This is a genomic window from Micrococcus sp. Alg238-R198, from assembly GCF_900537135.1.
In the GTDB taxonomy this organism is placed as follows: Bacteria; Actinomycetota; Actinomycetes; order Actinomycetales; family Micrococcaceae; genus Micrococcus; species Micrococcus luteus.
The window spans coordinates 72502-97243 of the sequence record NZ_UNRH01000006.1 but is presented as its reverse complement, the minus strand read 5'-3'; the positions used below and the strand labels follow the sequence as shown (position 1 = coordinate 97243).

The 24742-nt window shown below is 74.7% G+C and carries 14 protein-coding genes; 6 read left to right on the top strand and 8 right to left on the bottom strand.

The window, feature by feature from the left end; translation table 11 throughout:
- Nucleotides 1-51: 51 nt before the first annotated feature.
- A complete protein-coding gene (gene sepH, locus G6R13_RS07435; RefSeq protein ID WP_044659533.1) occupies nucleotides 52-1491 on the top strand; it encodes a septation protein SepH in 1440 nt (479 codons plus the stop codon).
- A gap of 30 nt (nucleotides 1492-1521) precedes the next feature.
- Here the strand turns inward: sepH and G6R13_RS07430 are convergent, their stop codons facing one another.
- Genes G6R13_RS07430 through G6R13_RS07420 form a run of 3 tightly spaced genes read right to left on the bottom strand, consistent with a single transcriptional unit; the run spans nucleotide 1522 to nucleotide 6155 of the window.
- The gene (locus G6R13_RS07430; RefSeq protein ID WP_044659532.1) at nucleotides 1522-2703 is read right to left on the bottom strand and encodes a nucleotide pyrophosphatase/phosphodiesterase family protein; all 1182 of its coding nucleotides are present in this window, start codon (nucleotides 2701-2703) and stop codon (nucleotides 1522-1524) included.
- Nucleotides 2700-3368 (bottom strand): DUF5998 family protein, encoded by a 669-nt coding sequence (locus G6R13_RS07425; protein ID WP_044659536.1) that lies wholly within the window; start codon nucleotides 3366-3368, stop codon nucleotides 2700-2702. The genes G6R13_RS07430 and G6R13_RS07425 overlap by 4 nt, the downstream gene beginning before the upstream one ends.
- Nucleotides 3369-3425: 57 nt before the next feature.
- The gene (locus G6R13_RS07420; protein ID WP_163721320.1) at nucleotides 3426-6155 is read right to left on the bottom strand and encodes a GNAT family N-acetyltransferase; all 2730 of its coding nucleotides are present in this window, start codon (nucleotides 6153-6155) and stop codon (nucleotides 3426-3428) included.
- Between the two features lie 48 nt (nucleotides 6156-6203).
- Here G6R13_RS07420 and G6R13_RS07415 point away from each other — a divergent pair, with 48 nt between their 5' ends.
- Entirely contained in the window at nucleotides 6204-8810 is a 2607-nt protein-coding gene (locus G6R13_RS07415) for a DNA topoisomerase (ATP-hydrolyzing) (protein ID WP_102708619.1), read from the top strand.
- Between the two features lie 9 nt (nucleotides 8811-8819).
- Here the strand turns inward: G6R13_RS07415 and cydC are convergent, their stop codons facing one another.
- From cydC to G6R13_RS07400, 3 genes are read right to left on the bottom strand one after another with little or no spacing between them, the layout of a single operon-like run.
- On the bottom strand, nucleotides 8820-12347 hold the full coding sequence (gene cydC / locus G6R13_RS07410) for a thiol reductant ABC exporter subunit CydC (protein WP_144820219.1): 3528 nt from the start codon (nucleotides 12345-12347) through the stop codon (nucleotides 8820-8822).
- Nucleotides 12344-13366, bottom strand: a complete 1023-nt coding sequence (gene cydB / locus G6R13_RS07405; RefSeq protein ID WP_069941358.1) for a cytochrome d ubiquinol oxidase subunit II — start codon at nucleotides 13364-13366, stop codon at nucleotides 12344-12346. Before cydB ends, cydC begins: the two co-directional genes overlap by 4 nt.
- A gap of 27 nt (nucleotides 13367-13393) precedes the next feature.
- Entirely contained in the window at nucleotides 13394-14968 is a 1575-nt protein-coding gene (locus G6R13_RS07400) for a cytochrome ubiquinol oxidase subunit I (protein WP_069941359.1), read from the bottom strand.
- Between the two features lie 285 nt (nucleotides 14969-15253).
- Between G6R13_RS07400 and G6R13_RS07395 the strand changes: the two genes are divergently transcribed.
- Genes G6R13_RS07395 through G6R13_RS07385 form a run of 3 tightly spaced genes read left to right on the top strand, consistent with a single transcriptional unit; the run spans nucleotide 15254 to nucleotide 20310 of the window.
- A complete protein-coding gene (locus G6R13_RS07395) occupies nucleotides 15254-16285 on the top strand; it encodes a 3-oxoacyl-ACP synthase III (protein ID WP_002858168.1) in 1032 nt (343 codons plus the stop codon).
- A gap of 18 nt (nucleotides 16286-16303) precedes the next feature.
- Entirely contained in the window at nucleotides 16304-19240 is a 2937-nt protein-coding gene (locus tag G6R13_RS07390; protein WP_073116525.1) for an alpha/beta fold hydrolase, read from the top strand.
- A complete protein-coding gene (locus G6R13_RS07385) occupies nucleotides 19237-20310 on the top strand; it encodes an NAD-dependent epimerase/dehydratase family protein (RefSeq protein WP_073116527.1) in 1074 nt (357 codons plus the stop codon). Before G6R13_RS07390 ends, G6R13_RS07385 begins: the two co-directional genes overlap by 4 nt.
- Nucleotides 20311-20537: 227 nt before the next feature.
- Here the strand turns inward: G6R13_RS07385 and G6R13_RS07380 are convergent, their stop codons facing one another.
- Nucleotides 20538-22643: a DNA topoisomerase IV subunit B gene (locus tag G6R13_RS07380; RefSeq protein ID WP_073116530.1), complete on the bottom strand. Its 2106-nt coding sequence runs from the start codon at nucleotides 22641-22643 to the stop codon at nucleotides 20538-20540.
- A gap of 252 nt (nucleotides 22644-22895) precedes the next feature.
- Here G6R13_RS07380 and G6R13_RS07375 point away from each other — a divergent pair, with 252 nt between their 5' ends.
- Nucleotides 22896-23105 (top strand): hypothetical protein, encoded by a 210-nt coding sequence (locus tag G6R13_RS07375; protein ID WP_002858172.1) that lies wholly within the window; start codon nucleotides 22896-22898, stop codon nucleotides 23103-23105.
- Between the two features lie 65 nt (nucleotides 23106-23170).
- Here G6R13_RS07375 and G6R13_RS07370 read toward each other — a convergent pair whose 3' ends face one another.
- Nucleotides 23171-24736 carry an RNA polymerase sigma factor gene (locus G6R13_RS07370; RefSeq protein WP_275898398.1) on the bottom strand — a complete coding sequence of 522 codons (1566 nt, stop codon included), beginning with the start codon at nucleotides 24734-24736 and terminating at the stop codon, nucleotides 23171-23173.
- Between the last annotated feature and the right edge of the window lie 6 nt (nucleotides 24737-24742).

Below are 24742 nucleotides of genomic sequence, written 5' to 3'. Positions count from 1 at the left end.
GGGCGTCCGCATGCCCGGTGACCAGAACACGATGTGGGAGGGACCACCGCCATGGCAGAGCTGCGACTGACCGGACCCACCGAGGACGGCGACGCGCTGCGTTTGTCGGGGCCCGAGGGCGAGGAGCACACGCTCCCCCTCTCCCCCTATCTGCGCCGGCTGGTCATCGAGGGCGCCGCGCCCGAGGACGGGCGACCGGCCGAGGACGGCCCCGCGGCCTGGCACGACATGACGGAGATGGACGTCCCCGGGGCGGACGACGAGGACGCCGAGGGACCGGTGGACGCGGCGACGCACGCCGACGATGCCGCGGAGGAGGACGAGCGGGCTCCCGAGGCGCCCTCCGGCCCGGCCCGGCCGGACGAGGACCTCGCGCTCACCCCGCGGATCGACCCGCGGCCCGTGGCCGACGACTCGACCGCGGACGGACCGACCCCGGCGCCGCTGACCGACCAGGAGTCCGTCAAGGCCGCCGCGACCCAGGAGGCCGTGCCCCTCACCCCCCGGGAGATCCAGCAGCGCATCCGTGCGGGCGCCTCCGTGGAGCAGGTGGCCCGGGAGAGCGGGAACGCGTTCTCGCGCATCCGCACCTACGGTCACCCCGTCTTGGCCGAGCGCGACTGGATCGCCCGGCAGGCCCGCGCCGTCGAGGTCTGGGTCGGCGGGCCCGACCTCTACTCGGACCTCGTCCAGGACGGCGGCCCCACGACGCTCGGTGAGCTCGCCGCGCACCGGCTCGCCGAGCTGGGCGTGGACGAGGCGAGCCTCGAGTGGGACGCGTGGCGCGAGGACCAGGCCGGCTGGACCGTGGCCGCCCGGTTCGCCGTGTCCGGTGCGGGGAGTCTGCCCACCCGCGAGGAGCCGCCGGCGCTCTGGACGTTCCGCCCGGCCGGACGCCACCTCGAACCCGAGAACGCCTGGGCCCGCGCCCTGTCCGAGGCGGAGGCCTGGGACCTGGTCCCCCGCGCCCCCGCGGCCGAACCGGTGACGGACGACGTGGACGCCGAGGACGCCGTGACCCCCGCGGGTGCGCACTCCCCGGCCGCCGACCGCGACGCCGATCTGCTGGAGATCCTGCGGGTGCGCCGGGGTCAGCGTGTGGGCGCGGACCTGGAGTCGGACGACACGCTCGCGCACCTGATCGCCCGCGAGCACCAGGACCGGAGTCGGCGCGAGGCCGCCCAGGCGCCCGAGCCGCTCGCCCCGGTCGACGCCGAGGGGGCCCTGACGACCGCCGACGACGCCCCGGGCATCGACGAGCCGGAACCGGCCGCCGAGACCGACCGCGCCGAGGACACTGCCGCAGACGTCGCGGACGCGGAGGTCGCGGACGCGGGTGTCGAGGACGAGGGGGCGGAGCCCGCGCCTCGCGAGCGTGCCGCGCGCCCTGCCATGCCGGCCGTCACGCCGCGCCCCCGGGCCCGCTCGGCCGCTCGCCGCGCGTCCGTGCCCAGCTGGGACGAGATCGTCTTCGGCCGCAAGGGCGACTGACCCCGGCCCGGCCCCGGCCGCGGGGCGGGCTCAGCGGTGCCAGGTGAGCAGCGGGACCTCCCGCTCGGCGCGCGTGGGCGCGCCGTGCTGGCCCACCATCTCGAAGGCGTGCGGGGGCACCCGCCGGCCGTCGTAGAGGGCAAGATCCCCGTGCACGGCGACGAGCAGATCCCCGATGCGGGCACGGACCCGGTCCTCGACGACGGCGCCGAACCAGCCGGCGTCGACGGCCTCGTCCCGCGTGAGCACCCACGCGTGCGCCCCGTAGCGCTCGGCCCAGGTGCGCCGCACCCTCTCGCGCACGTCCGGACCCGCGTCGGATCGGAAGTGCAGCTGCACGAGGCGGGGCTCCCCCGCGGTGTGCGCGATCCCCTCGAGCAGCGCGGGGTCGGCGAGCTCCCCGGCCTCGTCCAGGGCGGCGTAGTCCACGCGGCGCGACGGCGGCACGTCGACCATGCCGTGGTCGCCGGTGGCGAGCACCACCGTCCCGGCGGGCACGCGGTCCACCAGGCGCCGCACCGCCGCGTCGATCTCCTCGAGGGCGTGCAGCCACCGGTCCGAGCCCACGCCGTCCCGGTGGCCGGCCTTGTCCAGCTCGTTGACGTAGAAGTAGACGAGCGTGGGCACGCGGGCGTCCTTCAGCACGCGTTCGACGGCCTGGGCGCGGGCGATCAGGGCGCGGCCGGCCACGAACCGGCCGCCACGCAGCCCCGCCCGTGTCAGGGCCGAACGCTCGAAGGCGGGCAGCGAGACCGTGACGGCGTCCACGCCGGCCGCGGCGGCGCGCTCGAACACGGTGGGCTTCGGCTGCCACCCCACCGGGTCGGTGGCCTCGTCCCAGCCGCCCAGCTGGTTGATCACCACGTCCCGGTCCGGGTCGAGCACGTCGTAGCCGGCCACGCCGTGCTCCCCGACGTCCAGCCCGGTGCCCAGGCTCGTGAGGGACGCGGCCGTCGTGGTGGGCACGGCCGCCTCGAGGACGCGGCCGCCGTCGGCCATCGCCGAGCGCAGCGTGGGGGCGTGGCCGCCGAAGCGCTTCAGGAGGGACCGTCCGAGGCCGTCCACCAGGGCGACGACCACGCGGCGGCCCGCCGGGACCGCGAGCGCGTTCTCACAGCCCGGGACACCGAGGGCGGCCGCGGCGGAGGTCAGGACGGAGCGCAGGGCACGGTCGGCGGGGACCACGCCGTCGGGGAGGGCGGGCCCCGTCACGTGGTGGCCGCCAGGTGGGCGCGGCGCAGGGCCCGGGCGAAGGCCAGGGCGCCGTCGACGGCCCCCTGCCCGTCGGCGTCGGCGGCGACGCGGATCACGAGGTCCTCGCGGGTGGCGGTGCCGGTGTAGCCGTGGTCGAGGTCGCACTGGGGGTCGGCGCAGCCGGCGGGCTGCAGGTCCAGTCGCTGGCCTCCGGCCCACATCAGCCCGAGGGTCATCTCGGCCACGGGGTCGGACGGCCGGAAGCGGGCGGGGTCGGCGTGGCCGGTGGTCAGGACCACGGAGCCGAGGGCGCGGACCGGGACCATCTCGGTGGAGACCTGGGCGAGGACCGCCTGGCCGGCCGGGTCGGCGGCGTGGTCGTCGAGGTGGACGGCCAGCAGGGTGTCCCCGGCGAGCACGAGGGCCGTGATGTGCCGGTGGATCTCCTCGTAGTCGAAGTGCGTGTCCACGTGGACGAGGTGCGCGTCCGGGGTGCGGCCTTCGAGCTCGAGGGCGATGGCGTGCGCCACGAGGTCCGGGTAGAAGCCGGCGCGGACGAGTGAGGCGTCGAGGCCGCCGCTGCCGTCCAGGGTGCGGGCCTCGCGCTGCCGGCCCTCGGCCTCGGGGGCGTCGGGGCGGTGGTCGGGACGGCCTGGCTCGTGACTCCTGCGGAACGGGCTCATGTCCCCCATGCTACGGGTCCGGCGCCGGGCCGTCCGGGCCCGCTGTGGACGGCCCGGTCAGCGGCCGCGCAACGCGCGCCGGGCCGAGTCGGTGCGGCGGGCCGCGTTGGCGACGTGCACCTCGGCCTGCAGCACCGTCACGCCCTCGGGGGCGGCCAGCACGGGCGCGAAGCGCAGGCGGGCGACCTGCGGCAGGTCGTCCTTGAGGACGCTGACGCGGCCCACGAGGTCCTCCAGCGCGGCGAGGTCGACGGAGGGCACCCCGCCGGTGCCGCGCAGCTTCACGGCGGCGCGGGGGGCGCGGACCATGCGGGCCACGTCCCGGTCCGTGAGCGGGGGCACGCGGTGCACCCAGTCCCCCAGCAGGTCCGTGGCGTCGCCGGCGATGCCGAAGGAGACCACGGGGCCCAGCAGCGGGTCCTCGAGCGCCGTGAGCATGCAGGCCTGGCCGGCGGGGGCCATGGCCTGGACCTCGAGCTCGCGCACGCCGAACGGCGCGAGCAGACGGCGCATGTGCTCGACGTTGCGGCGCAGGGAATCGGCGTCCACCACGTTCAGGCGGACGCCGCCCAGGTCGAGTCGGTGCCGCAGGTGGGGGTCCACGGCCTTGAGCGCCACGGGGAAGCCGAGCCGCTCGGCGGCCGCCACGGCCTCGTCGGCGGTCTCGAACCGGGCCGAGGGCAGCACGGTGATCCCGTAGTGGCCCAGCAGCGTCTCGGTCTCCTCGTCGGAGAGCCGGACGAGTTCGGTGCCCTCGGCAAGCGCGGCGGCCGCCTCCACGAGCTCCTCGGCCTCGTGCGGGTGCAGGCCGGTCGGCTCGAGCGGCTCGCCGACCTCCTGGCGGCGCCAGTGGACGTAGTCCGCGAGCGCGCCGAGCACGGTCATGGCCTGCTGCGGCGACGGGTAGAAGGGCAGGCCGGGCTGCAGGGAGCCGGGCTCGGCGTCGTCACCCACGGGCCCGGTGGCGCCGAGCGTGGCGCCGCGGTAGCGCGGGGAGACGACGTCGGTCAGGCAGCCGAGCACGGGGATGCGGGCGTCCCGGGTCGCGTCCGCGAGGGCGTGGGCCAGCCGCTCCGGCTCGTCGTCCGCCTGGTGCAGGCCGAGGCGGGCCAGCACCACGACGGCGTCGGCCTGCTCGTGGCGGACGGCGTCCCGGACGGCGGAGACCAGCGTCTCGGCGGGCGGGGCGATGCCCTGTTCGCTGCCGACGAGGCCGACGGTGGCCGTGACCTCCAGCCCGGCCTCGGCCGCGGCGTCGCGGCCCAGCCGGTCCAGGGCGAGCGAGTCGGCCACGAGGACGACGCGGTGGCCCGTGGGCAGCGGCTGGCTGGCCACGGCCATGAGGATGTCGAGCATGGCCTCGTGCGTGTGGGCCTCGAGCACGCCGGTCTGGTCGAGCATCGAGTCCACGGCGCCCTCGGGGGCCTGGGTGGTGCGGGTCTCGTGGCCCGGGGGCAGGAAGCGCCCGGTGACGTCGGAGCGGACCACCACGACGGGCTTGGTGCGGGAGAGCCGCCGGGCGATGCGGGAGAACTTGCGCGGGTTGCCGAACGACTCGAGGTACACGCCGACGGCGGCGGTGTGGGGGTCCGCCTCGAAGAACTGCATGGCGTCGTTGCCCGAGACGTCCGCACGGTTGCCGGCGCTGATCGAGGTGGAGATCCCCACCCCGCGGCGCTTGACGCCGGCGGAGACCATGGCGCCGACGGCGCCGGACTGGCTGAACAGGCCGACGGGGCCGCGCTGGGCCAGGCCCGGGGACGGGGAGGCGTTGAGGCGGATCGCGGGGTCGGTGCGGACCAGGCCGGCCGAGGCCGGGCCGATCACACGCATGCCGTGGGCGCGGGCGCGGGAGACCAGGCGGCGCTGGGCCTCGAGCCCCTCGGCGCCGGCGTCGGCGTAGCCCGAGGTGAGGACCACGAGGCCCTGGGCCCCGGCCGCGGCGGCCTCGGGGATGAGGGCCTCGACCTCGTCGGCGGGCACGGCGACGACGACGAGGTCGACCGGCTCGCCGATGTCGGCCAGGGAGCGGTGGGCGGTGAGGCCCTGGACGTCCTCGGCGGCGCGGTTCACGGCGTGGACGGCTCCCGTGAAGCCCGCCTCGAGGACGTGGCGCAGCACGAGCGAGCCGACGGCCTGCGGATCGCGGGAGGCGCCGACGACGGCCACGGACGCGGGCTCGACCAGCTCGGCGACGCTGCGGGACTCGGCGCGGTGCTCGCGGGACTCGACGACGGCGCGCCACCGGGCGGTGGGGTCGATGGGGAACTCGACGGCCACGACGCCGTCCTCGAACCGGCGGGTCACCTCGAAGCCGGACTCCTGGAACACCGAGAGCATCTTGCGGTTCTCGGGCAGGACCTCGGCGGTGAAGCGGCGGATGCCGTTCTCGCGGGCGGCCACGGCCAGGTGCTCCATGAGGATGGAGCCCAGCCCGCGGCCCTGCGCGGCGTCGGAGATGTTGAAGGCGACCTCCGCGGCGTCGGAGTCCCCGTAGCGGTCGTAGCGGCCCACGCCCAGCAGGCGGCCGCCCCGGGTGATCACGAACGCCACCCGGTCCCGGTGGTCCACGTGGGTGAACCGGTCCAGGTCCTTGGCGCTCAGCTCGGACTTGTACGTGAAGTAGCGCAGGTAGATGGAGTTCTCGGACTGCCCGGCGTGCATGCGCTGCAGCTCGGCGGCGTCCTCGGGCGAGATGGGCCGCAGGTGGGCCGTCGCACCGTCACGGAGCACCACATCGGCCTCCCAGTGGGAGGGATATCCGCGGACGGCTTCGGTCTCACCCATAGGATCACTGTAGACAATCCCCGACGCCGTGAGGACTCCCCGACCACCATGATGGCCCGTTCATCCCGTTCCCGCCCCGCCGAGCAGGACGCCCCGCGCCCGCTGCCGCTGGAGCAGGAGAACATCGTCGACGTCGACGTCTCCGAGGAGATGGAGGCGTCCTTCCTCGAGTACGCCTACTCGGTGATCTACTCGCGCGCCCTGCCGGACGCGCGCGACGGCCTCAAGCCGGTGCAGCGGCGCATCCTCTACATGATGGCCCGCATGGGCCTGCGCCCGGACCGCGGCCATGTGAAGTCCGCCCGGGTGGTAGGCGAGGTGATGGGCAAGCTGCACCCCCACGGCGACGCCGCGATCTACGACGCGATGGTCCGCCTCGCCCAGCCGTTCTCCCTGCGTCTGCCCGTGGTGGACGGGCACGGCAACTTCGGCTCGCTCGACGACGGCCCCGCGGCCCCGCGCTACACGGAGGCCCGCATGGCCCCGGCCGCCCTGGCGCTCACCGCGGACCTCGACGAGGGCACCGTGGACTTCGTCCCCAACTACGACAACCAGCTCCAGCAGCCGGCCGTGCTGCCCGCCGCCTACCCCAACCTGCTTGTCAACGGCACCACCGGCATCGCCGTCGGCATGGCCACGAACATGGCCCCGCACAACCTGCGCGAGGTCGTGGCGGGCGCGCGCCACCTGCTCGCGGACCCCGAGGCGGACCTCGAGGCGATCATGGCCCACATCCCCGGCCCCGACCTCCCCTCGGGCGGCCGGATCGTGGGGCTCGACGGCGTCCGCGACGCCTACGCGACCGGCCGCGGCACGTTCCGCATGCGAGCCGCTGTCGCCGTGGAGCAGGTCTCCGCGCGTCGCACCGGCCTGGTCGTCACCGAGCTGCCGTACGGCGTGGGCCCCGAGAAGGTCATCGAGCGGATCAAGGCCGGCGTCGACGCGAAGAAGCTCAGCGGCATCGCCGACGTCGTGGACCTGACGGACCGCAAGAACGGGCTGCGCCTGCAGATCGAGCTCAAGTCCGGGTTCAACCCCCAGGCCGTGCTGGCCGCCCTGTACCGGCACACCCCGCTCGAGGAGACGTTCGGGATCAACAACGTCGCGCTCGTCGACGGGCAGCCGCAGACCCTGGGCCTGCTGCCCCTGCTGCGGGTCTACGTGGACCACCGTCTGGACGTGGTGCGGCGCCGCACGGGGCACCGCCTCGGCAAGCACCGCGATCGTCTCCACCTCGTCGAGGGCCTGCTGCTGGCGCTCGTGGACATCGACGAGGTCATCGAGATCATCCGTTCCTCGGACGACACCGCGGCCGCGCGCACCCGCCTCATGGGCGTCTTCGACCTCACCCAGGTGCAGGCCGACCACATCCTGGAGCTGCGGCTGCGCCAGCTGACGAAGTTCTCCCGCATCGAGCTGGAGGCCGAGCGCGACGAGCTGCAGGCCGCGATCGCCGAGCTCGAGGCGATCCTCGCCTCCGACGCGCGGCTGCGCGAGGTGGTCTCGGCCGAGCTGCAGGCCGTGGCCGACGAGCACGGCGACGACCGGCGCACGGTCCTGCTCGAGGCCGAGACCGCCGCGGCCCCCGCCGCCGGGCCCGCACCGTCCGGGCCCACCCCCGCCGGCGCCGCGGAGGCCGGGGCGGACCTGATGGTCCCCGACACGGCGTGCTGGGCCCTGCTCTCCACCTCCGGACGCCTGCTGCGCACCGCGGACCGCACGCCGATCGCCCCGCAGGGCCGGCGCCGCAAGCACGACGCCTTCACCTCCGTGGTCCCGACGACGGCCCGCGGCGAGATCGGGGCCCTCACCTCCGCCGGCGCGCTGCACCGCCTCCAGGCGGTCGACCTGCCGGCGGCCGGCGAGCCGTCCGCGGCCCCCGCGATGACCGCGGCCGTCCCCGTCGCGGAGCTGGTGCCCCTGGCCAAGGGCGAGACGCTCGTGGCCCTGGTCCCCCTGGACGCCGTCCTGGCGCTGGGCACCGCCCACGGGGTCGTCAAGCGCGTCCGGCCGGAATGGCCCCTGAACCGCCAGGTCGTCGACGCCGTCGCCCTGAAGGACGGCGACGCGGTGGTCGGCGCCGCCCCCGCCCCGGACGAGGCCGACCAGCTCGTCTTCCTCACCCGCACCGGCCAGCTGCTGCGCTACGCCGCCTCCGCCGTGCGCCCCCAGGGCCCGGCCGGCGGCGGTGTCGCGGGCATCCGGCTGGCCGCCGGGGACACGGTGCTCGCGTTCGGGGTGGCCCCCGCCGCCTCCCTCACCGAGACCGGTGCGGACGCCGCGGCCCACCCGCGGCCCGCCGTCGTGGTGACCGTGACGGACGGCGAGGCGGACGTGCTCGGCTCCGCCCCGGGCTCCGTCAAGGTCACCCCGCTCGGGGAGTATCCGGCCAAGGGCCGCGGCACCGGCGGCGTGCGCGCCCACCGGCTGCTCAAGGGCGAGAGCGGCCTCGAGCTCGGCTGGATCGGCGCCGCGCCCGCGCTCGCGGCCTCCCGGGCCGGCGTGGCCCGCGCGCTGCCGATCGAGTATGGGCGCCGGGACGGCTCGGGCGTGCCCGTGGACCAGCGCATCGAGGCCGTCGGCGCCGGCGCCTCCCCCGAACTCGTCTCGGCCCCGCCCGCCGAGGACGACGCCGTGGCCGTGTCCGCGGACTGATCAGGGGCCTTAGCGGCCGATCCGCACCGGGACGTCGCCGTCCTCCAACAGCCTGCCGTCATGGGTGACGACCACGACGATCCTGTCCGTCAGGGCCTGGCGCAGATCCCTCATGAGGGCGCGTGCCTCGTCGGCGTCCACGTGTGCGGTCGGCTCGTCCAGCAGCACGACATCGGCGCGGGCCACGAGTGCCCGGGCCACGGCCAGGCGTTGACGCTGCCCGCCTGAGAGCCGCTGCCCGCCTGGGCCGACGCGCGTGTCCAGGCCCTGCGGTGCGGCGGCCAGCCACGGACCCAGTCCCACCAGCTCGAGCACGGCGGTGAGCTCTGCGTCGGACGGGGCGTCCGCGACGCCGCGGGCCAGGGCGAGATTGCCGCGCGCCGTGGAGTCGAAGATCAGGGCGTCCTGCGGGGTCCAGGCGACCCGGGCCAGCGCCGTCGCGTCCGGGCGGGCCGGGTCCGACTGGGGCGTCGGGGGCGAGGTCCCGAGCGTGTACCGGCCGGCGGTCAGGGGCAGGAAGCCCAGCAGCACGGCCAGCAGGGTCGACTTCCCGGACCCGGAGGGCCCGGTGACGACGGCGACGTCCCCGGGGGCCAGGTCGAGCTCCAGGTCGGTCCACAGCGGGGCCGCACCGGGGTGGGCGAAGGCGGCCTCCGACAGACGCAGGCGACACACCGGCCCCTCCGGCGGCGCCGCCGATTCTGCGGCCTCCGCCGGCTCAGGCGGCGCCGCGGCAGCTCCGCCCTCCTCCGGGCCGAGCAGCTCGCCGGTCGCCCGCGCCCGATCCGCCAGGGTGCCCCAGTGCTGGGCGGCGGCGGCCAGCGCCCCATAGGGCTCGGCCCAGGAGAGTGCGAGCAGCACCACCAGGGCCGCGACCGGCGCTGAGGTGCCGGTGTGGGCCGCCGCGGCCGCCGCGGCCACCGCGATCCCCCCGGAGGCCGCGACCGCCAGCGCCCGGCCCCCGCCGGCGGCCCACGCGGCCCGACGGCGGGGACGCTGCAGCCGGTCGTCCAGCACCGCCAGTCCCCTCAGCGCAGGCTCGGTCAGCCCCAGCCCGCGCAGGTCCCCGGCCGCGTTCAGCACGGCGGCCACACGGTCGACGAGCGCGCCCTGCCCGCGCACCTGGGCCGCGGTCTGGCGGCGGTCCAGGACGGCGACCAGCGCGGGGATCACCACCAGGGCGACCGCCCCGGGCACCAGGGCCACGACCGCCAGCTCCGGGGCCAACGCCCAGGTCAGGGCGGCGGTGGCCAGCCAGGCGAGCAGGGCCGCCGGGGCAGGCACGAGCACCCGGGGCACCGCGTCCCGAAAGGCGTCCACGTCCGAGACCAACAGGGACAGGGCGCCGTCGGTCCGGCCCACCCGCCCCCACAGCCGGGGTTGACGGCCCAGCGCGTCCCACAGGCGCAGCCGCAGCTCCGTGGCCCAGCCGAACACGGCGTCGTGGGTGGTCAGCCGGTCCAGGTAGCGGAACACGGCCCGGGACAGGCCGAACCCGCGCACCAGCACGATCACGGCCAGCAGGTAGAGCACCGGCGGCCGCGTCGAGGCGGTGACGATCAGCCAGCCGGACAGTGCCGCCAGCAGTGCCGCGGACACGTGGGTCCCGGCGGCCCAGCCGATGCCGGCCCAGAGCTTCGGTTGCCGCCACGGCAGCAGCCGCAGTCCGGCCCGCAGCGAGACCTGTCGCGGGGTGACCGGCTCCGGCCGCGCACGCCCCTGGGCGGCGGCGACCGGCATAGCCGTGGCCGGGGATCCGGCGGTCGGACCGGCGCCGGGGGCCAGCCGGACGAGGGCGTCGGCGGCCGTCAGCAGGGTGGGATCGTGGGAGGCGGCCAGCACGGTGCACTGCGGCGTGCTCAGCCCGGGCACCGCACCGGAGGGCAAGGCCGCGAGGGTCTCGACGACGACGGCGGCGACGGCGCCGTCCAGGTGGGCGGTGGGCTCGTCCAGGAGTACGAGCCACGGGCCGGTCCCGTCCGCGGCGTGCAGGCGGGCCAGGAGGCGGGCGACCGCGACCCGCCGGCACTCCCCCGGACTCAGATCGGCCGGGTCCCGCTCCTGGAGACCCTCGAGCGCCACGGCGGCCAGCACGGCGGAGCGAACGGGACCGGGCAGCGCACCCCCGGCGGCCAGGTCCAGTTCGCCGGCGACCGTGCGCTCGGTCAGCACGGGGTGCTGCCCGATCCAGAGGGTGCGTTCCGTGTCGACTCCGGCGACCCGGCCGGTGGCCTCGGCGGCGTCCTGGCGCAGCAGGCCGGCCAGCAGACGCAGGACGGTGGACTTGCCGGTGCCGGAGGGCCCGGCCAGCGCGGTCAGGCGACCCGGGAGCGCGCTGAGGTCGAGCCCCCCGAGCACCTGCCGTCCGGCCAGCCGAACGCTCAGGTCCCGAATCACGACGCCGCCGTCCCGGTCCGGCCCGGAGGCCGGCGCGAGCGTCTCGAGCACGGGAGCCGGGACGGGGGCGTCGGCCGCGGCCCGGGCGCGGGACTCGGCCTCGCGGCCGTCCTCGGAGGCGTGGTAGGCCGCGCCGACCTCGCGCAGCGGCAGGTAGACCTCGGCGGCGAGGATGAGGACCACCAGGCCGTCGAGAAGCGTCATCTGCCCGTTCACCAGGCGCAGTCCGATGAACACCGCCATGACGGCCACGGACAGGGAGGCGATCAGCTCGAGGGCGAGGCCGGAGAGGAATGCGGTGCGCAGCGTGACCATCGTGGCCGCGTGGTGCCGCTGGGAGACCTCCTGCAGAGCGCGGCGCTGGACGCCGGCCCGGTGGAGTCCGACGAGCACCGGCAGGCCGCGGGCGAGCTCCAGCAGGTGCCCGGCCAGCCGGTTGAGCCCGTCCTGGGCTGCGTCGATGCGCTCCTGGGTGTGGCGGCCCACCAGGATCATGAACAGGGGAACCAGTGGCAGGGTGATGGCGGCCACCACGGCGGAGACGAGGTCGTGGGTGAGGATCCACACGCCCAGGGCCGCCGGGACCACGGCGGTGGCGGCCAGCGCGGGCAGGGCTTCGGTGTAGTGGTCGTCCAGGCTCTTCAGGCCGTGGGTGACCAGGACGGCATCGGCGCCGGAACGGGGGCGTCCGCCGTCGGCGGCGGCCAGCCGTTGGGCGACGACGGCGGCCCGCACCTGCTGCTGGGCCCCCAGCGCGGCACGGCGGCCCACCACGCGCTGCCCCGCCTCCGCCAGGGCACGCAGGGCCACCCCGGCCGCCCCGAGCAGCACGGGGCCACTCAGGGTCTGCGCGGCGGGCACAGGGCCCACGGGGGCCGGCGGGTGGAACAGCAGCTCCAGCAGCCGGGCGGAGTCCTCGGGGTCCAGGGTCATCGCCAGGCCGGTGATCAGCCGGGCCAGGGATTCGGCGAGCAGGATCCAGCCGAGCGCGCGCAGCACGGCAAGGGCCAGCAGGGCCGGCAGGGCGCGACGTGCCGCCGGGGTCATCGGGGGCCGGGCCCGACGGGTCCTGCCCGGATGCGGCCCGGCCGCCGAGGCGGAGCGCTCGACGGCCGGGGCGGCGGGGCGGCTGGGGCTCACAGCGGCTCCACCAGGTGGGCCTCCGGGATGTGGGTGTCGGCCAGACGGCGGCGGAACATCCAGTAGGACCACCCCGTGTAGGCCAGCACGATGGGCACGAAGATCAGGGAGATCACGGCCATCAGGCCCAGGGTGTAGGGACCGGAGGAGGCCAGCTGAGCGGTGAGGCTGAACTGCGGGTCCACCGTGGAGGGCAGCACCACCGGGTACTGGGTGACCATGAGCGCCGTCCACGCCAGCACCAGAAAGAGCGTCAGGGACGTGAAGGCCAGGCCCTCGCGGCCGGCCCGGGCGGCCACCACCGACGCGGCCACCGCCACGACGGCCAGCACCAGCAGCGCCCAGGTCCACGGCCGGTCGCCGCGGGCCACCACGAGCCCGGCCCAGACCAGCAGCGGCAGCACGGCCAGCGGGGTCCACGTGGACAGGAAGCGGGCCGCCGACCGGCGGGGGACGCCGTCGGTCTTCAGACCGATGAACGCCCACGCCTGCGCGAGGGAGAAGCCCACCACGGCCAGACCACCGAGCAGGGCCGGGCCGGTGACCCACACGAAGGGGCCGCCCACCCGGTCCCCGTTGGCATCCAGCGGCAGGCCGGTCGTGGTCAGCACGAGCAGCACGCCGGCCATGAAGGCCGCCAGGAAGGAGCCGATGCCCAGGGTCCAGGTCCAGATCTCCCGGCCGGCGTCGGTGGCGGCCTTGCCGCGGTACTCGATGGACACCGCCCGCAGGATCAGACCGAACAGCATCACGAGCATCGGCAGGTACAGGGTGGAGAACACCGCCGCGTACCAGAACGGGAAGGCCGCGAACATGGCTCCGACGGCGGTGATCAGCCACACCTCGTTGCCCTCCCAGACGGGGCCGATGATGTTCAGCAGCACCCGGCGTCGTGGCTCGTCCCGCGCCCAGAAGCGCACGAGCATGCCGACCCCGAGGTCGAAGCCCTCGAGGGCCAGGTAGCCGAGCCAGAGCACGGCGATGATGACGTACCAGTAGACGGGAAGGATCTCAGCCATGGTCGTGCTGTCCTCTCTGCGGGCGGGTCAGTAGGCGAACGCGAGCACGTCGTCGCGGTCGCGCTCCTGCTCGTCGGAGTGCTCGGCGGCGGTGAGCTCCGGCATGGCGGCCGGGACGCCGCCGCGGACGAACCGGGTCAGCAGGAAGACCTCGACGCCCAGCAGCACCGCGTAGATCCCGACCAGGACGATCAGGGACACCAGGACCTCCTCACCCGTGACCCCGGGCGAGACGGCGGCGGCGGTGAACATGTACACCTGATCCACGCCCATCGCCGGGTTCGGGTACACCACGAACGGCTGCCGGCCCATCTCGGTGAACACCCAGCCGGTCATGTTCGCCGCGAACGGCGCGCCGATCGAGGCCACGGCCAGGCGCATCCAGCCGCGGGAGGCCGGGACGGTGCCGCGGCGGGAGAACCACAGCGCGCCCAGTGCCGCGAGCGCACCGAGTCCGCCGAAGAGGATCATGAGCCGGAAGCCCCAGTAGGTGACCTCCATCAGCGGCAGATAGGAGATCTCGCTGCCGGCGCGGTCGCCGTAGAGCTCGGAGTCGGGCAGGTGCGTGCCGTACTTCTGCTCGAACTCCGGCAGCAGGGTGTTGATGCCGCGCACCGGCGTGGTGAAGTCCTCGTACGCGAGGTAGGAGAGCAGGCCCGGCACCTCGATCACGCCCTGGACGTCCTCGCAGGTGGTCGCTCCACCCGAGCGCACATCGCCGAGGGTGAGCACGGAGAACGCGGTGCCGTCGTGGCAGGCGGCCTCCGCGGCGGCCATCTTGGTGGGCTGGAAGTGGATCATCTGCTGGGCCTGGGCATGGCCGGAGAATGCGGTGCCGACGAAGCCGATCAGGGCGACGGCCGCCCCGGCGCGCAGCGAGGTGAGCCAGACGCGGTGGTCGGTGCGGTCCCGGGCGGCGGTGCCGGCGTCGCCGACGACGACCAGGCCCGCCTCGTCCACGACGTCGATGCCGTCCCGGCGGCGCTTCCACAGGTGGTACCAGGCGATCCCCACGAGGAAGCCGCCGGCCACGGCCCAGGAGCCGAAGATGGTGTGCGGGTAGTGGGTGAGGACGATCGGGTTGGTCAGCACGGCGCCGAGGTCGTTGAGCACCGGGCGGCCGTCGACGACCTCATAGCCCACCGGGTGCTGCATGAAGCCGTTGGCCACCATGATGAAGTAGGCCGAGAGGTTGATCCCCAGCACCGCGCACCACAGGGCGGCCAGGTGGAGTCTGCGCGGGATCCGGTCCCAGCCGAAGATCCAGATGCCCAGGAACACCGATTCCAGGAAGAACGCGATGAGCGCCTCGAGGGCCAGCGGCGCCCCGAAGACGTCCCCGACGAACCGGGAGTACTCCGACCAGGCCATGCCGAACTGGAACTCCTGCACCAGCCCGGTGGCCACGCCCATGATGAAGTTGATCAGGAACAGCTTTCCCCAGAACTTCGTCATCCGCAGGTAGTGGTCCTTGCCCGTGGCGACCCAGAGGGTCTGCAGGACGGCGACGACGAGGCCGAGTCCGATGGTCAGCGGGACCATGAGGAAGTGGTAGACGGTGGTGATGCCGAACTGCCACCGTGCGAGTTCGAGGGGATCCACGAGGCTGCGCTCCTGAGACAGGCGTTCGACCGCGACAACGCGGTCGCTGGATACCACCACCCTAGTCAGTCGGACGTCTCAGTCGGACGTCGTGACATCGCCGGACGGCGCCGGGCCGACGACGCCCTGACCGTGTCCGCGGACTGGCCCGGCCCGGGGCGACCCTGTTCGCCTCGGGCCGATCGACGCCCCCGATGGGCGCCCCGCCCGACCCCTCCGATACAGTGGGCTGTCGTCTCACCGCAGGTGAGCGCCCCCTCCCCGACCCCCCGCAGATTGGTCCTGGTGACGAACGTGTCCGGCAACGCCAGCTACGAGTACTCCCGCGCCGCCCTCCTGGCGGTCACCGAGGTGGAGGCCCCCGTCGAAGTCACCTCGCAGGACCTCGACGACCAGCTGGCGGAGGTGCTCACCCGCCTGCGCCTGCCCGGCTCCCTCCTGGAGCGGGTGGCCGGTGTGCGCAGCCGACGGAACTGGGACGAGACCGAGGACTTCCAGGAGGCCGCCGCCCGCGCCGGCGTCGCGGCCCTGGAGCAGGCCGGCGTCCCCCGGGAGCGGGTGGGCCTGCTCGTGAACACGTCGGTCACCCGGGCCACGCTCGAGCCCTCCGTGGCCGTGCGGATCCACCACCTCATGGGGCTGCCGACCTCGGCCACCAACTTCGACATCACGAACGCGTGCCTCGGGTTCGTCAACGGCCTCATGCTCGCCTCCACCCTGGTGGACGCCGGCCAGATCGACTACGCGGTCGTGGTCGCCGCCGAGGACGCCTCGAAGGTGCAGGCCGCCACCGTGGCCAACCTGCACGCCGAGACCACGCACCGCGGCAACTTCATGGAGCAGTTCGCGTCCCTGACGCTGGGCTCCGGGGCCGCCGCCGCCGTCGTCGGCCGCATCGAGGACCATCCGGACGCCCACCGGATCGTCCGCGGGATCACCCGCGCCGGCACCGACCACCACGGCCTGTGCGTGGGCGACCACCACGGCATGTACACCGACTCCACCGCCCTGCTCAAGGACGGTCTCGAGCTCGTGATGGACGCGTGGCACGACGTCCCGGCGGAGTGGGCGTGGCCGGAGGCCGACCGGTTCATCACCCACCAGGTCTCGCAGATGCACACCGACGCGATCGCGGAGTCCGCCCACCTGGACCCGGCGCGCATCCCGACGACGTTCCCCACGCTGGGCAACGTCGGCCCGGCGTCGCTGCCCATCACCCTCGTGCGGGAGATGGACGCCCTGGAGGACGGGGACACGGTGGTCTGCCTGGGCGTGGGCTCGGGTCTGAACACCGCGATGCTCGAGATCGAATGGTGAGCTGAAGGAGCCAGAGCCATGCCCCAGATCCCCGCCGCCCCCGCCGCCCTGCCGCCGGCCGACCGACTGCCCGGCTGGGACCCGGCGTGGTCCCGCCTCGTGGAGATCCGCTCCGCCGCGGACCCGGAGGGGACCGTGCGGACGCTGCACGTGGCGGACACCGGTCCCGTGCTCGCGGCGGCCGGGGCGGAGATCGTCGGCACGATCGTGGCGTTGCACGGCAACCCGACGTGGTCCTGGCTGTGGCGGTCCCTGCTCGCGGAGACCGTGCGCCGGGCACGCCGGGGCATGGCCGCGTGGCGCGTCGTGGCGCCGGACCAGCTAGACATGGGCTTCTCCGAGCGCCTCGCGCACGCGGGCTCCCCGTCCGCCGCGTCGATGGGCCGTGCCGGCGACACCTACCGCACGCTGGGCGGCCGCATCGCCGACCTGGACGCCCTGCTGGCGGCTCTCGGGCTGCGCGACCTGGCAGCCACCGGCCACCCGCTGATCACGCTCGGCCACGACTGGGGCGGCGTCGTGTCCCTCGGCTGGGCGGCGCGTCATCCGGAGCTGGTGGCCGGCGTCGCGACCCTGAACACCGCGGTCCACCAGCCCGAGGGGGCGCCGATCCCCGCCCCGCTGCAGGCCGCCCTCGCCGGGCCCGTCCTGCCGGCCTCCACCGTCACCACGGACGCCTTCCTGTCCGTGACGACCTCCCTCGCCACCCCGGCCCTCGACCGCGAGACCCGGGCCGCCTACCACCTGCCCTACGACACGGCGGCCCGACGCGGCGGCGTCGGCGGCTTCGTCGCGGACATCCCGGCCGACCCCGGCCACGGCAGCCATCCCGAACTGCAGCGGGTGGGCGAGGACCTCGCCGCCCTGGGTCGCACCGACGTGCCCGCCCTCATCCTGTGGGGCGCCGACGACCCGGTCTTCCTGGACCGCTACCTCGACGACCTCCGCGACCGCCTGCCCCACGCGCGCGTGCACCGCTACGAGCAGGCGGGGCACCTGCTCGTGGACGACCGCGACATCACCGCGCCCCTGCTGCAGTGGGCCCAGCTGCTGCGCGGCGGCCAGCTCTCCGACCCCGCCTCGGGGCTGCCGGGCCCCGTCCCGCACGCCACCGCCGACGCGGCCGCCGACCCGGGCCTGGAGGTGGACCTCGGGGAGGAGCCCGGAGCCCGCGAGCCCGGCGTGGTCCGACTCTGGGACCACCTCCGCGACTGGGGCGCCCCCGGCTCGGACCACCGCGAGTACACCGCGCTGGTGGACATGGCCGGCGCCCAGGCCGGCCGCTCGCTCGTGGGCACCGCCCGCCGACCCGTGGCCGTCACCTGGGGCGAGCTGCAGGAGATGGTCTCGGCCATCGCCACCGGGCTGTGGGCCGCGGGCATGCGGCCGGGCGACCGGGTCGCCATGCTCGTGCCGCCGGGCCGGGACCTGTCGGCGGCCCTGTACGCCGTGCTGCGCGTGGGCGCCGTCGCCGTGGTGGCGGACCAGGGCCTCGGCGTCAAGGGCATGACCCGGGCGATGAAGTCGGCCCGCCCCCGCTGGATCATCGGCCGCACCCCCGGGCTGACGCTGGCCCGCGCCCAGTCCTGGCCGGGCACCCGGATCTCCGTGACCGAGCCGGGCGCCGCCCAGCGCCGCCTGCTCGACGTCTCCGACTCGCTCTACGCGATGGTCGACCGCCACCGCGACCCGGCCGCGGGCGACGCCGTCGACGAGCACGGCACCGTGCTGCCCGAGCCCGCCCTGGACGCGGACGCCGCGGTGCTGTTCACCTCCGGCTCCACGGGCCCGGCCAAGGGCGTCGTGTACACGCACGAGCGGCTGGGCCGCCTCGTGGCGCTGATCTCCCGCACCCTGGGCATCCGCCCGGGCGGCTCCCTGCTCGCCGGCTTCGCCCCGTTCGCGCTGCTCGGACCCGCCCTCGGCGCCGCGTCCGTCTCCCCGGACATGGACGTCACCCAGCCGGCCACCCTCACCGCGCAGAAGCTGGCCGACGCCGCGATCGCCGGGCAGTCGAGCGTGCTGTTCGCCTCCCCCGCCGCCCTGGCGAACGTGGTCGCGACCGCCGACGGCCTCGACGCGCCCCGGCGCGAGGCCCTCGACGCCGTGCGCCTCGTGCTCTCGGCCGGCGCCCCCGTGCACCCGCAGCTGATGCGGCAGGTCTCGGACCTGATGCCGAACGCCCGGGTCCACACGCCGTGGGGCATGACCGAGGGGCTGCTGCTCACGGACATCGACGGCGCCGAAGTGCAGCGCCTGCGCGCCGCCGACGACGAGGGCGTCTGCGTGGGCTCCGCGCTGCCCACGGTGTCCCTGGCCATCGCGCCGCTGCTCGAGGACGGCAGCGCCGAGGACGTCATCCTCGACCCCGCGCGGGGCCACGGCGTCCTCGGCGAGATCGTGGTCAGCGCCCCCCACCTGAAGGACCGCTACGACGCGCTCTGGCACACCGACCAGCAGAGCAAGCGCGACGGGCTGTGGCGGCGGGACGGCCGGGTCTGGCACCGCACCGCGGACGTCGGCCACTTCGACGCCGAGGGCCGCGTCTGGCTCGAGGGTCGGCTCCAGCACGTGATCACAACGCCCGAGGGCCCGGTCGGTCCGGGCGGGCCCGAGAAGACCGTCGACGCCCTCGGGCCGGTGCGGCGCAGCGCCGTCGTCGGCGTCGGGCCCCGGGGCACGCAGGCCGTGGTCGTCGTCGTGGAGGCGGCCGTGCCGGCCACGCGCCCGGCGCGGCGCCCGGGTCACCACCGGGACGGCCGGCCCAAGCAGGGCCTCGCCCCGACCGCGCTGGCCTCCGCCGTGCGCGCGGCCCTCGAGCCGCTGCCGGTGGCCGCGGTGCTCGTGGCCGATGAGATCCCCACGGACATCCGGCACAACTCCAAGATCGACCGCGCCCGGGTGGCCGACTGGGCGGAGGCCGTGCTCGCCGGCGGGAAGGTGGGTGCGCTGTGAGCGGCTTCGGCTACGACGTCGGCCTCGATGCCGCCGGCATGCCCGACCTCGTCGAGCGCCTCGAGTCGCGCCGCGTCCTGGTGACCGGCGCCTCGGGGCTGCTGGGCGCGGGCGTCGCCCGGGTGCTCGCCGATGCCGACAACGACGTGACCACCCTGCAGCGGCGTCCCTCGGGCGTGCCCGGTGCGCGGGACGTGCGCGGGTCGGTGACCGACCCGGCCGCCGTCGAGGAGGCCCTGACCGGCGCGGACACCGTGGTGCACGTGGCCGCGAAGGTGTCCGTGTCCGGCCCCAAGCACGAGTACGAGGCCGTGAACGTCGAGGGCACGCGCATCCTCCTGCACGCCGCGCAGCGGCACGGCGTGCGACGCTTCGTCCACGTCTCCTCCCCCTCCGTGGCGCACGCCGGCGACTCCATCGTCGGCGAGGGCGCCGGAGCCGCCAGCCCCGAGCACGCGCGCGGACCCTACGCCCGCACGAAGGCGGCCGGCGAGCGTCTGGCCCTGGCCGCCGACCGCGACGACTTCCGCGTCCTCGTGCTGCGCCCCCACCTGATGTGGGGGCCCGGGGACCTGCAGCTCACCGACCGGATCGTGCAGCGCGCGCGGGCCGGGCGGATGCCCGTGCTCGGCACGGGCGCTCCCCTGGTCGACACGCTGTACACGGCCAACGCCGTCGAAGCCGTGGTGGCGGCCGTGTCCGCGGCGGACGTGCACCACGGCGAGGCCCTCGTGGTGACCAACGGCGAGCCGCGACCGGTCGGCGAGCTGATCCGCCAGATCGCGCTGGCGGGCGGCGCCACGGAGCCCGAGCGCCGCGTCCCGGCGGGCCTGGCCCGGCGCGCCGGCGCCCTGATCGAGCGGGCGTGGGAGCGTGACCTGTTCGGGCTGCGGTCCCGGGGCGTGGGCTCCGACGACGGCGAGCCGCCGCTGACCGAGTTCCTCGCCGAGCAGCTCTCGACCGCCCACTGGTTCGACCAGCGTCGCACCCGTGAGGTCCTCGCGTGGACGCCGACCGTGAGCATCGACGAGGGCCTGCACCGCGTCGCGGCGTACTACCGCGACCGCTGACGTCCGCCGCGGTCGGCACGGGCGCCCGCCCAGGGCTTTCGTTCGGGAAACGGCGCGGGTCACGCCGCTTTCGTTCGGGAAACGGCGCGGGTCACGCCGCTTTCGTTCGGAGAACGGCGGCGGCCGCAGCGTCGTGCCGGGGGCCTGCGGCGCCGTCGTCTCGGTGCCCGCCGTTTCCCGAACGACGACGCTCCTGGGGCCGCCGTTTCCCGAACGAAAGTGGGGGGTCAGGCGTCGATGCGCTCGCGGTCCAGCTCGTCGGCATGGGAGACGATGAAGTCCTTGCGCGGGGCCACCGCGGAGCCCATGAGCAGGTCGAAGACGCGCTCGGCGGCCTCCACCTCGGCGATGTTCACGCGGCGGAGCATGCGGTGGCGCGGGTCCATCGTGGTCTCGGCCAGCTGGTCGGCGTCCATCTCGCCCAGGCCCTTGTAGCGCTGGATCGGCTCGCGGTACGAGCGACCCTCCCGCTCCAGGCGGGCGAGCGTCGCGTGCAGCTCCTGCTCCGAGTACGTGTAGATGACCTCGCGTTCCTTCACGCCGCGGGTCACCGCCTCGATCCGGTGCAGCGGCGGGACGGCCGCGTACACGCGCCCGGCCTCGACCATGGGCCGCATGTAGCGGAAGAAGAGCGTCAGCAGGAGGGTGCGGATGTGGGCACCGTCCACGTCCGCGTCCGTCATCAGCACGACCTTGCCGTAGCGGGCCGCGTCCAGGTCGAAGCTGCGCCCCGCGCCGCCCCCGACGACCTGGATCAGCGCCGCGCACTCGGCATTGGCCAGGATGTCCGAGACGGAGGCCTTCTGCACGTTCAGGATCTTGCCCCGGATCGGCAGCAGGGCCTGGAAGTCGGAGGACCGGGCCAGCTTGGCGGTGCCGAGCGCCGAGTCGCCCTCGACGATGAACAGCTCCGAGGAGGCGACGTCGTTGCTGCGGCAGTCCGCCAGCTTGGCCGGCATCGTCGAGGTCTCCAGGGCGTTCTTGCGCCGCTGGTTCTCCTTGTGGGTGCGCGCGGAGATGCGCGACTTCATCTCCGCGACGACCTTCTCCAGCAGCGTGTGCACCTGCTGCTTCTGGGCGCGGGCCGTGGAGGTGAGGCGGGCGGTCAGCTGCTTCTCCACCACCTGGGAGACGATCCGCCGCACCGCGGAGGTGCCGAGGATCTCCTTGGTCTGTCCCTCGAACTGCGGCTCGGCGAGCCGCACCGTCAGGACAGCGGTCATGCCGGCCAGCACGTCGTCCTTCTCCACCTTGTCCGACCCGGCCTTGAGCCGGCGCGCGTTGGCCTCGACCTGGGCGCGGAACACCTTCAGCAGTGCCGCCTCGAACCCGGACTGGTGGGTGCCCCCCTTGGGCGTGGCGATGATGTTCACGAAGGACCGGAAGACGGTGCCGTAGCCGACGTCCCAGCGCAGGGCGACGTCCACCTCGCACGTGCGCTGCACATCCTGCATGGAGGTGCGCCCGTCCTCGCCGAGCACCGGGACCCGCTCCTTGAAGGTGCCGGAGCCCTGGATCCGCCACACGTCCGTCACCGGGGTGGCGGGCGTGAGGTGCTCCACGAACTCGGAGATGCCGCCGTCGTACTGGAAGACCTCCTCGACCGGGCCGTCGGCGCCGGGCGTGCCGGGTCGGCGGCGCAGGTCCTTGACCGTGATCCGCAGGCCCGGGATCAGGTAGGCGGTCTGGCGCGCCCGCGCCTGGAGCTCCTCGGCGGAGAACGTCGCGTCCTTCACGAAGATCTGCTCGTCCGCCCAGTAGCGCACGCGCGTGCCGGTCTGCCCACGTTTGGCCTTCCCGACGACGTCCAGCGGCGAGGCGTCCGTGGACGGCTCGAACGGGGCGTCCGGCGACGGGCGCGACCCGTCCTGGAAGCGGCCCGGCTCCCCGCGCCGGAACGACATCTGATGGACCTTGCCCCCGCGCAGCACCTGCACGTCCAGGCGCGAGGACAGGGCGTTGACCACCGACGCGCCCACGCCGTGCAGGCCACCCGAGGCGGCGTAGGAACCGCCGCCGAACTTGCCGCCGGCGTGGAGCTTGGTGAACACCACCTCGACGCCGGACAGGCCGGTGCGCGGCTCCACGTCCACGGGGATGCCGCGCCCGTTGTCCTCGACCTCGACGGAGCCGTCCGGATGCAGGGTGATCTCGATCGACTGCCCGAAGCCGGCCAGGGCCTCGTCCACCGAGTTGTCGATGATCTCCCAGAGGCAGTGCATGAGGCCGCGGGAATCGGTGGAGCCGATGTACATGCCCGGCCGCTTGCGGACGGCCTCGAGCCCCTCCAGCACGGAGAGGTGGCGGGCGTTGTACTCGGTGTTCGCGGGCACGGGGGCGGGCCTTTCGGTGGACGACAGCGGCCGGTCCAGCCTACTCCGCGGGCCGGACACGCCGGGCTCCGCGCCGGACGTCGCGGGCCGCCCGGCTGGGCTCCTCGCGTACGCGGGTGGCGAAACGCGGGTGGAGGGCGGGCGCGCGGGGAAGTTCCCTGCCATCCTTGCTGTTCCATGGGACAAGAGGAGGACCGACCCGCCCCACCGGCGTCGTCGCCCTCCAGCCCCGAGAGACCCGAGGAGGACACCATGTCCATCACCGCCGTGGCCGAGCCGGCCGCCCTCACCCGTTCCGACCGCTGCGACCGCTGCGGCGCGCAGGCCTACGTCCGCGCCGTGCTGCACTCGGGCGGCGCCCTCCAGTTCTGCGCCCACCACGCCCGCGCCGTCGAGGACGCGCTGCGTCCCCAGGCCGCGCTGTGGCAGGACGAGACGGACCGCCTCACCGCCGGCGCCTGACGCGCCCGGCATGACGAAGGGCCGGACCCCCGCGGGGGTCCGGCCCTTCGTCATGCCGCTGCGACTCAGTCCAGGTAGTCCCGGAGCACCTGCGAGCGGGAGGGGTGACGCAGCTTGGACATGGTCTTCGACTCGATCTGGCGGATGCGCTCTCGTGTCACTCCGTAGACCTTGCCGATCTCGTCCAGCGTCTTGGGCTGGCCGTCGGTCAGGCCAAAGCGCATGGCGACGACACCGGCCTCGCGCTCGGAGAGCGTGTCCAGCACCGAGTGCAGCTGCTCCTGGAGCAGCGTGAAGGAGACGGCGTCCGCGGGCACGACGGCCTCGGAGTCCTCGATCAGGTCGCCGAACTCGGAGTCGCCGTCCTCGCCGAGCGGGGTGTGCAGGGAGATGGGCTCGCGGCCGTACTTCTGCACCTCCACGACCTTCTCCGGGGTCATGTCCAGCTCCTTGGCCAGCTCCTCCGGGGTGGGCTCGCGGCCGAGGTCCTGGAGCATCTGCCGTTGCACGCGGGCCAGCTTGTTGATGACCTCCACCATGTGCACCGGGATGCGGATGGTGCGGGCCTGGTCCGCCATGGCGCGGGTGATGGCCTGACGGATCCACCACGTGGCATACGTGGAGAACTTGAAGCCCTTGGTGTAGTCGAACTTCTCGACGGCGCGGATCAGGCCGAGGTTGCCCTCCTGGATGAGGTCCAGGAACAGCATGCCGCGACCGGTGTAGCGCTTGGCCAGGGAGACCACCAGACGCAGGTTGGCCTCGAGCAGGTGGTTCTTGGCCTTGCGCCCGTCCGCGATGATCAGCTGGATGTCCCGGCGCTCGCGGTAGTCGTCGGAGGCCTCGTGCTGCACGACGTGCTCGGCGTAGAGGCCGGCCTCGATGCGCATGGCCAGGTCCACCTCCTGCTCGGCGTTGAGCAGGGCGACCTTGCCGATCTGCTTCAGGTAGTCCTTCACCGGGTCCGCCGTGGCGCCCGCCACGACCACCTGCTGCACCGGGGCGTCGTCCTCGGAGTCGTCCATGACGAACGCGCCCTTGGACTGGGCCACCTTCTGGCCTGTGGCGGCCGTCGTGCCGGTCACGGCCTCCGCGTCCATCGCCGGACGCTCCGGAGCGTCCGAGCCGTCCGCGTCCTCATCATCAGAGTCTTCGGTGGCGGTCTCGTCCGCCACCACGTCCTCCTCGACGGCGTCCGCGGCCTCGGTGCGCTCGCGCGCCTGGACGAGCTCCTCGTCGTCCTCGGCCTGCTCGGCGGAGGCGGCGGACGCGGTGGCCTTCTTGCCCCCGGTCGTGGCGGTCTTCTTCGCGGCGGTGGTCTTGGCCGTGGCGGTGGTCTTGGCCGCGGTGGGCTTCCGGGGCGCCTTCTTCTTGGCCGTCGGCGTGGCAGCGGTCTTGGTCGCCGCCGACTTCGTCGCGGTCGTCCGCGTCGTGGCGCCCTTGGTCGTGGCGCTCTTCGTGGCTGCCGACTTCTTGGCTGCCGACTTCTTGGCTGCCGTGGAGCGGGTGCGCGTGGTCGTGGCCTCGGAGGCAGTGGTCTCCTTGCCGTCCTGCACACCGCTGGTCGTCGAAGTGGTCACTCGAGGCCTTTCCGTCTCGTCCGCGGCCACCCGCGGATCCTTGCAGTCCATAGACAC

Excerpts from the sequence above, each read along its gene's own strand:
- sepH (WP_044659533.1), top strand. The coding sequence starts at position 52 with ATGGCAGAGCTGCGACTGACCGGACCCACCGAGGACGGCGACGCGCTG.
- G6R13_RS07425 (WP_044659536.1), bottom strand. The coding sequence starts at position 3,368 with ATGAGCCCGTTCCGCAGGAGTCACGAGCCAGGCCGTCCCGACCACCGC.
- G6R13_RS07420 (WP_163721320.1), bottom strand. The coding sequence starts at position 6,155 with ATGGGTGAGACCGAAGCCGTCCGCGGATATCCCTCCCACTGGGAGGCC.
- G6R13_RS07415 (WP_102708619.1), top strand. The coding sequence starts at position 6,204 with ATGATGGCCCGTTCATCCCGTTCCCGCCCCGCCGAGCAGGACGCCCCG.
- cydB (WP_069941358.1), bottom strand. The coding sequence starts at position 13,366 with ATGGCTGAGATCCTTCCCGTCTACTGGTACGTCATCATCGCCGTGCTC.
- G6R13_RS07390 (WP_073116525.1), top strand. The coding sequence starts at position 16,304 with ATGCCCCAGATCCCCGCCGCCCCCGCCGCCCTGCCGCCGGCCGACCGA.
- G6R13_RS07375 (WP_002858172.1), top strand. The coding sequence starts at position 22,896 with ATGTCCATCACCGCCGTGGCCGAGCCGGCCGCCCTCACCCGTTCCGAC.
- G6R13_RS07370 (WP_275898398.1), bottom strand. The coding sequence starts at position 24,736 with ATGGACTGCAAGGATCCGCGGGTGGCCGCGGACGAGACGGAAAGGCCT.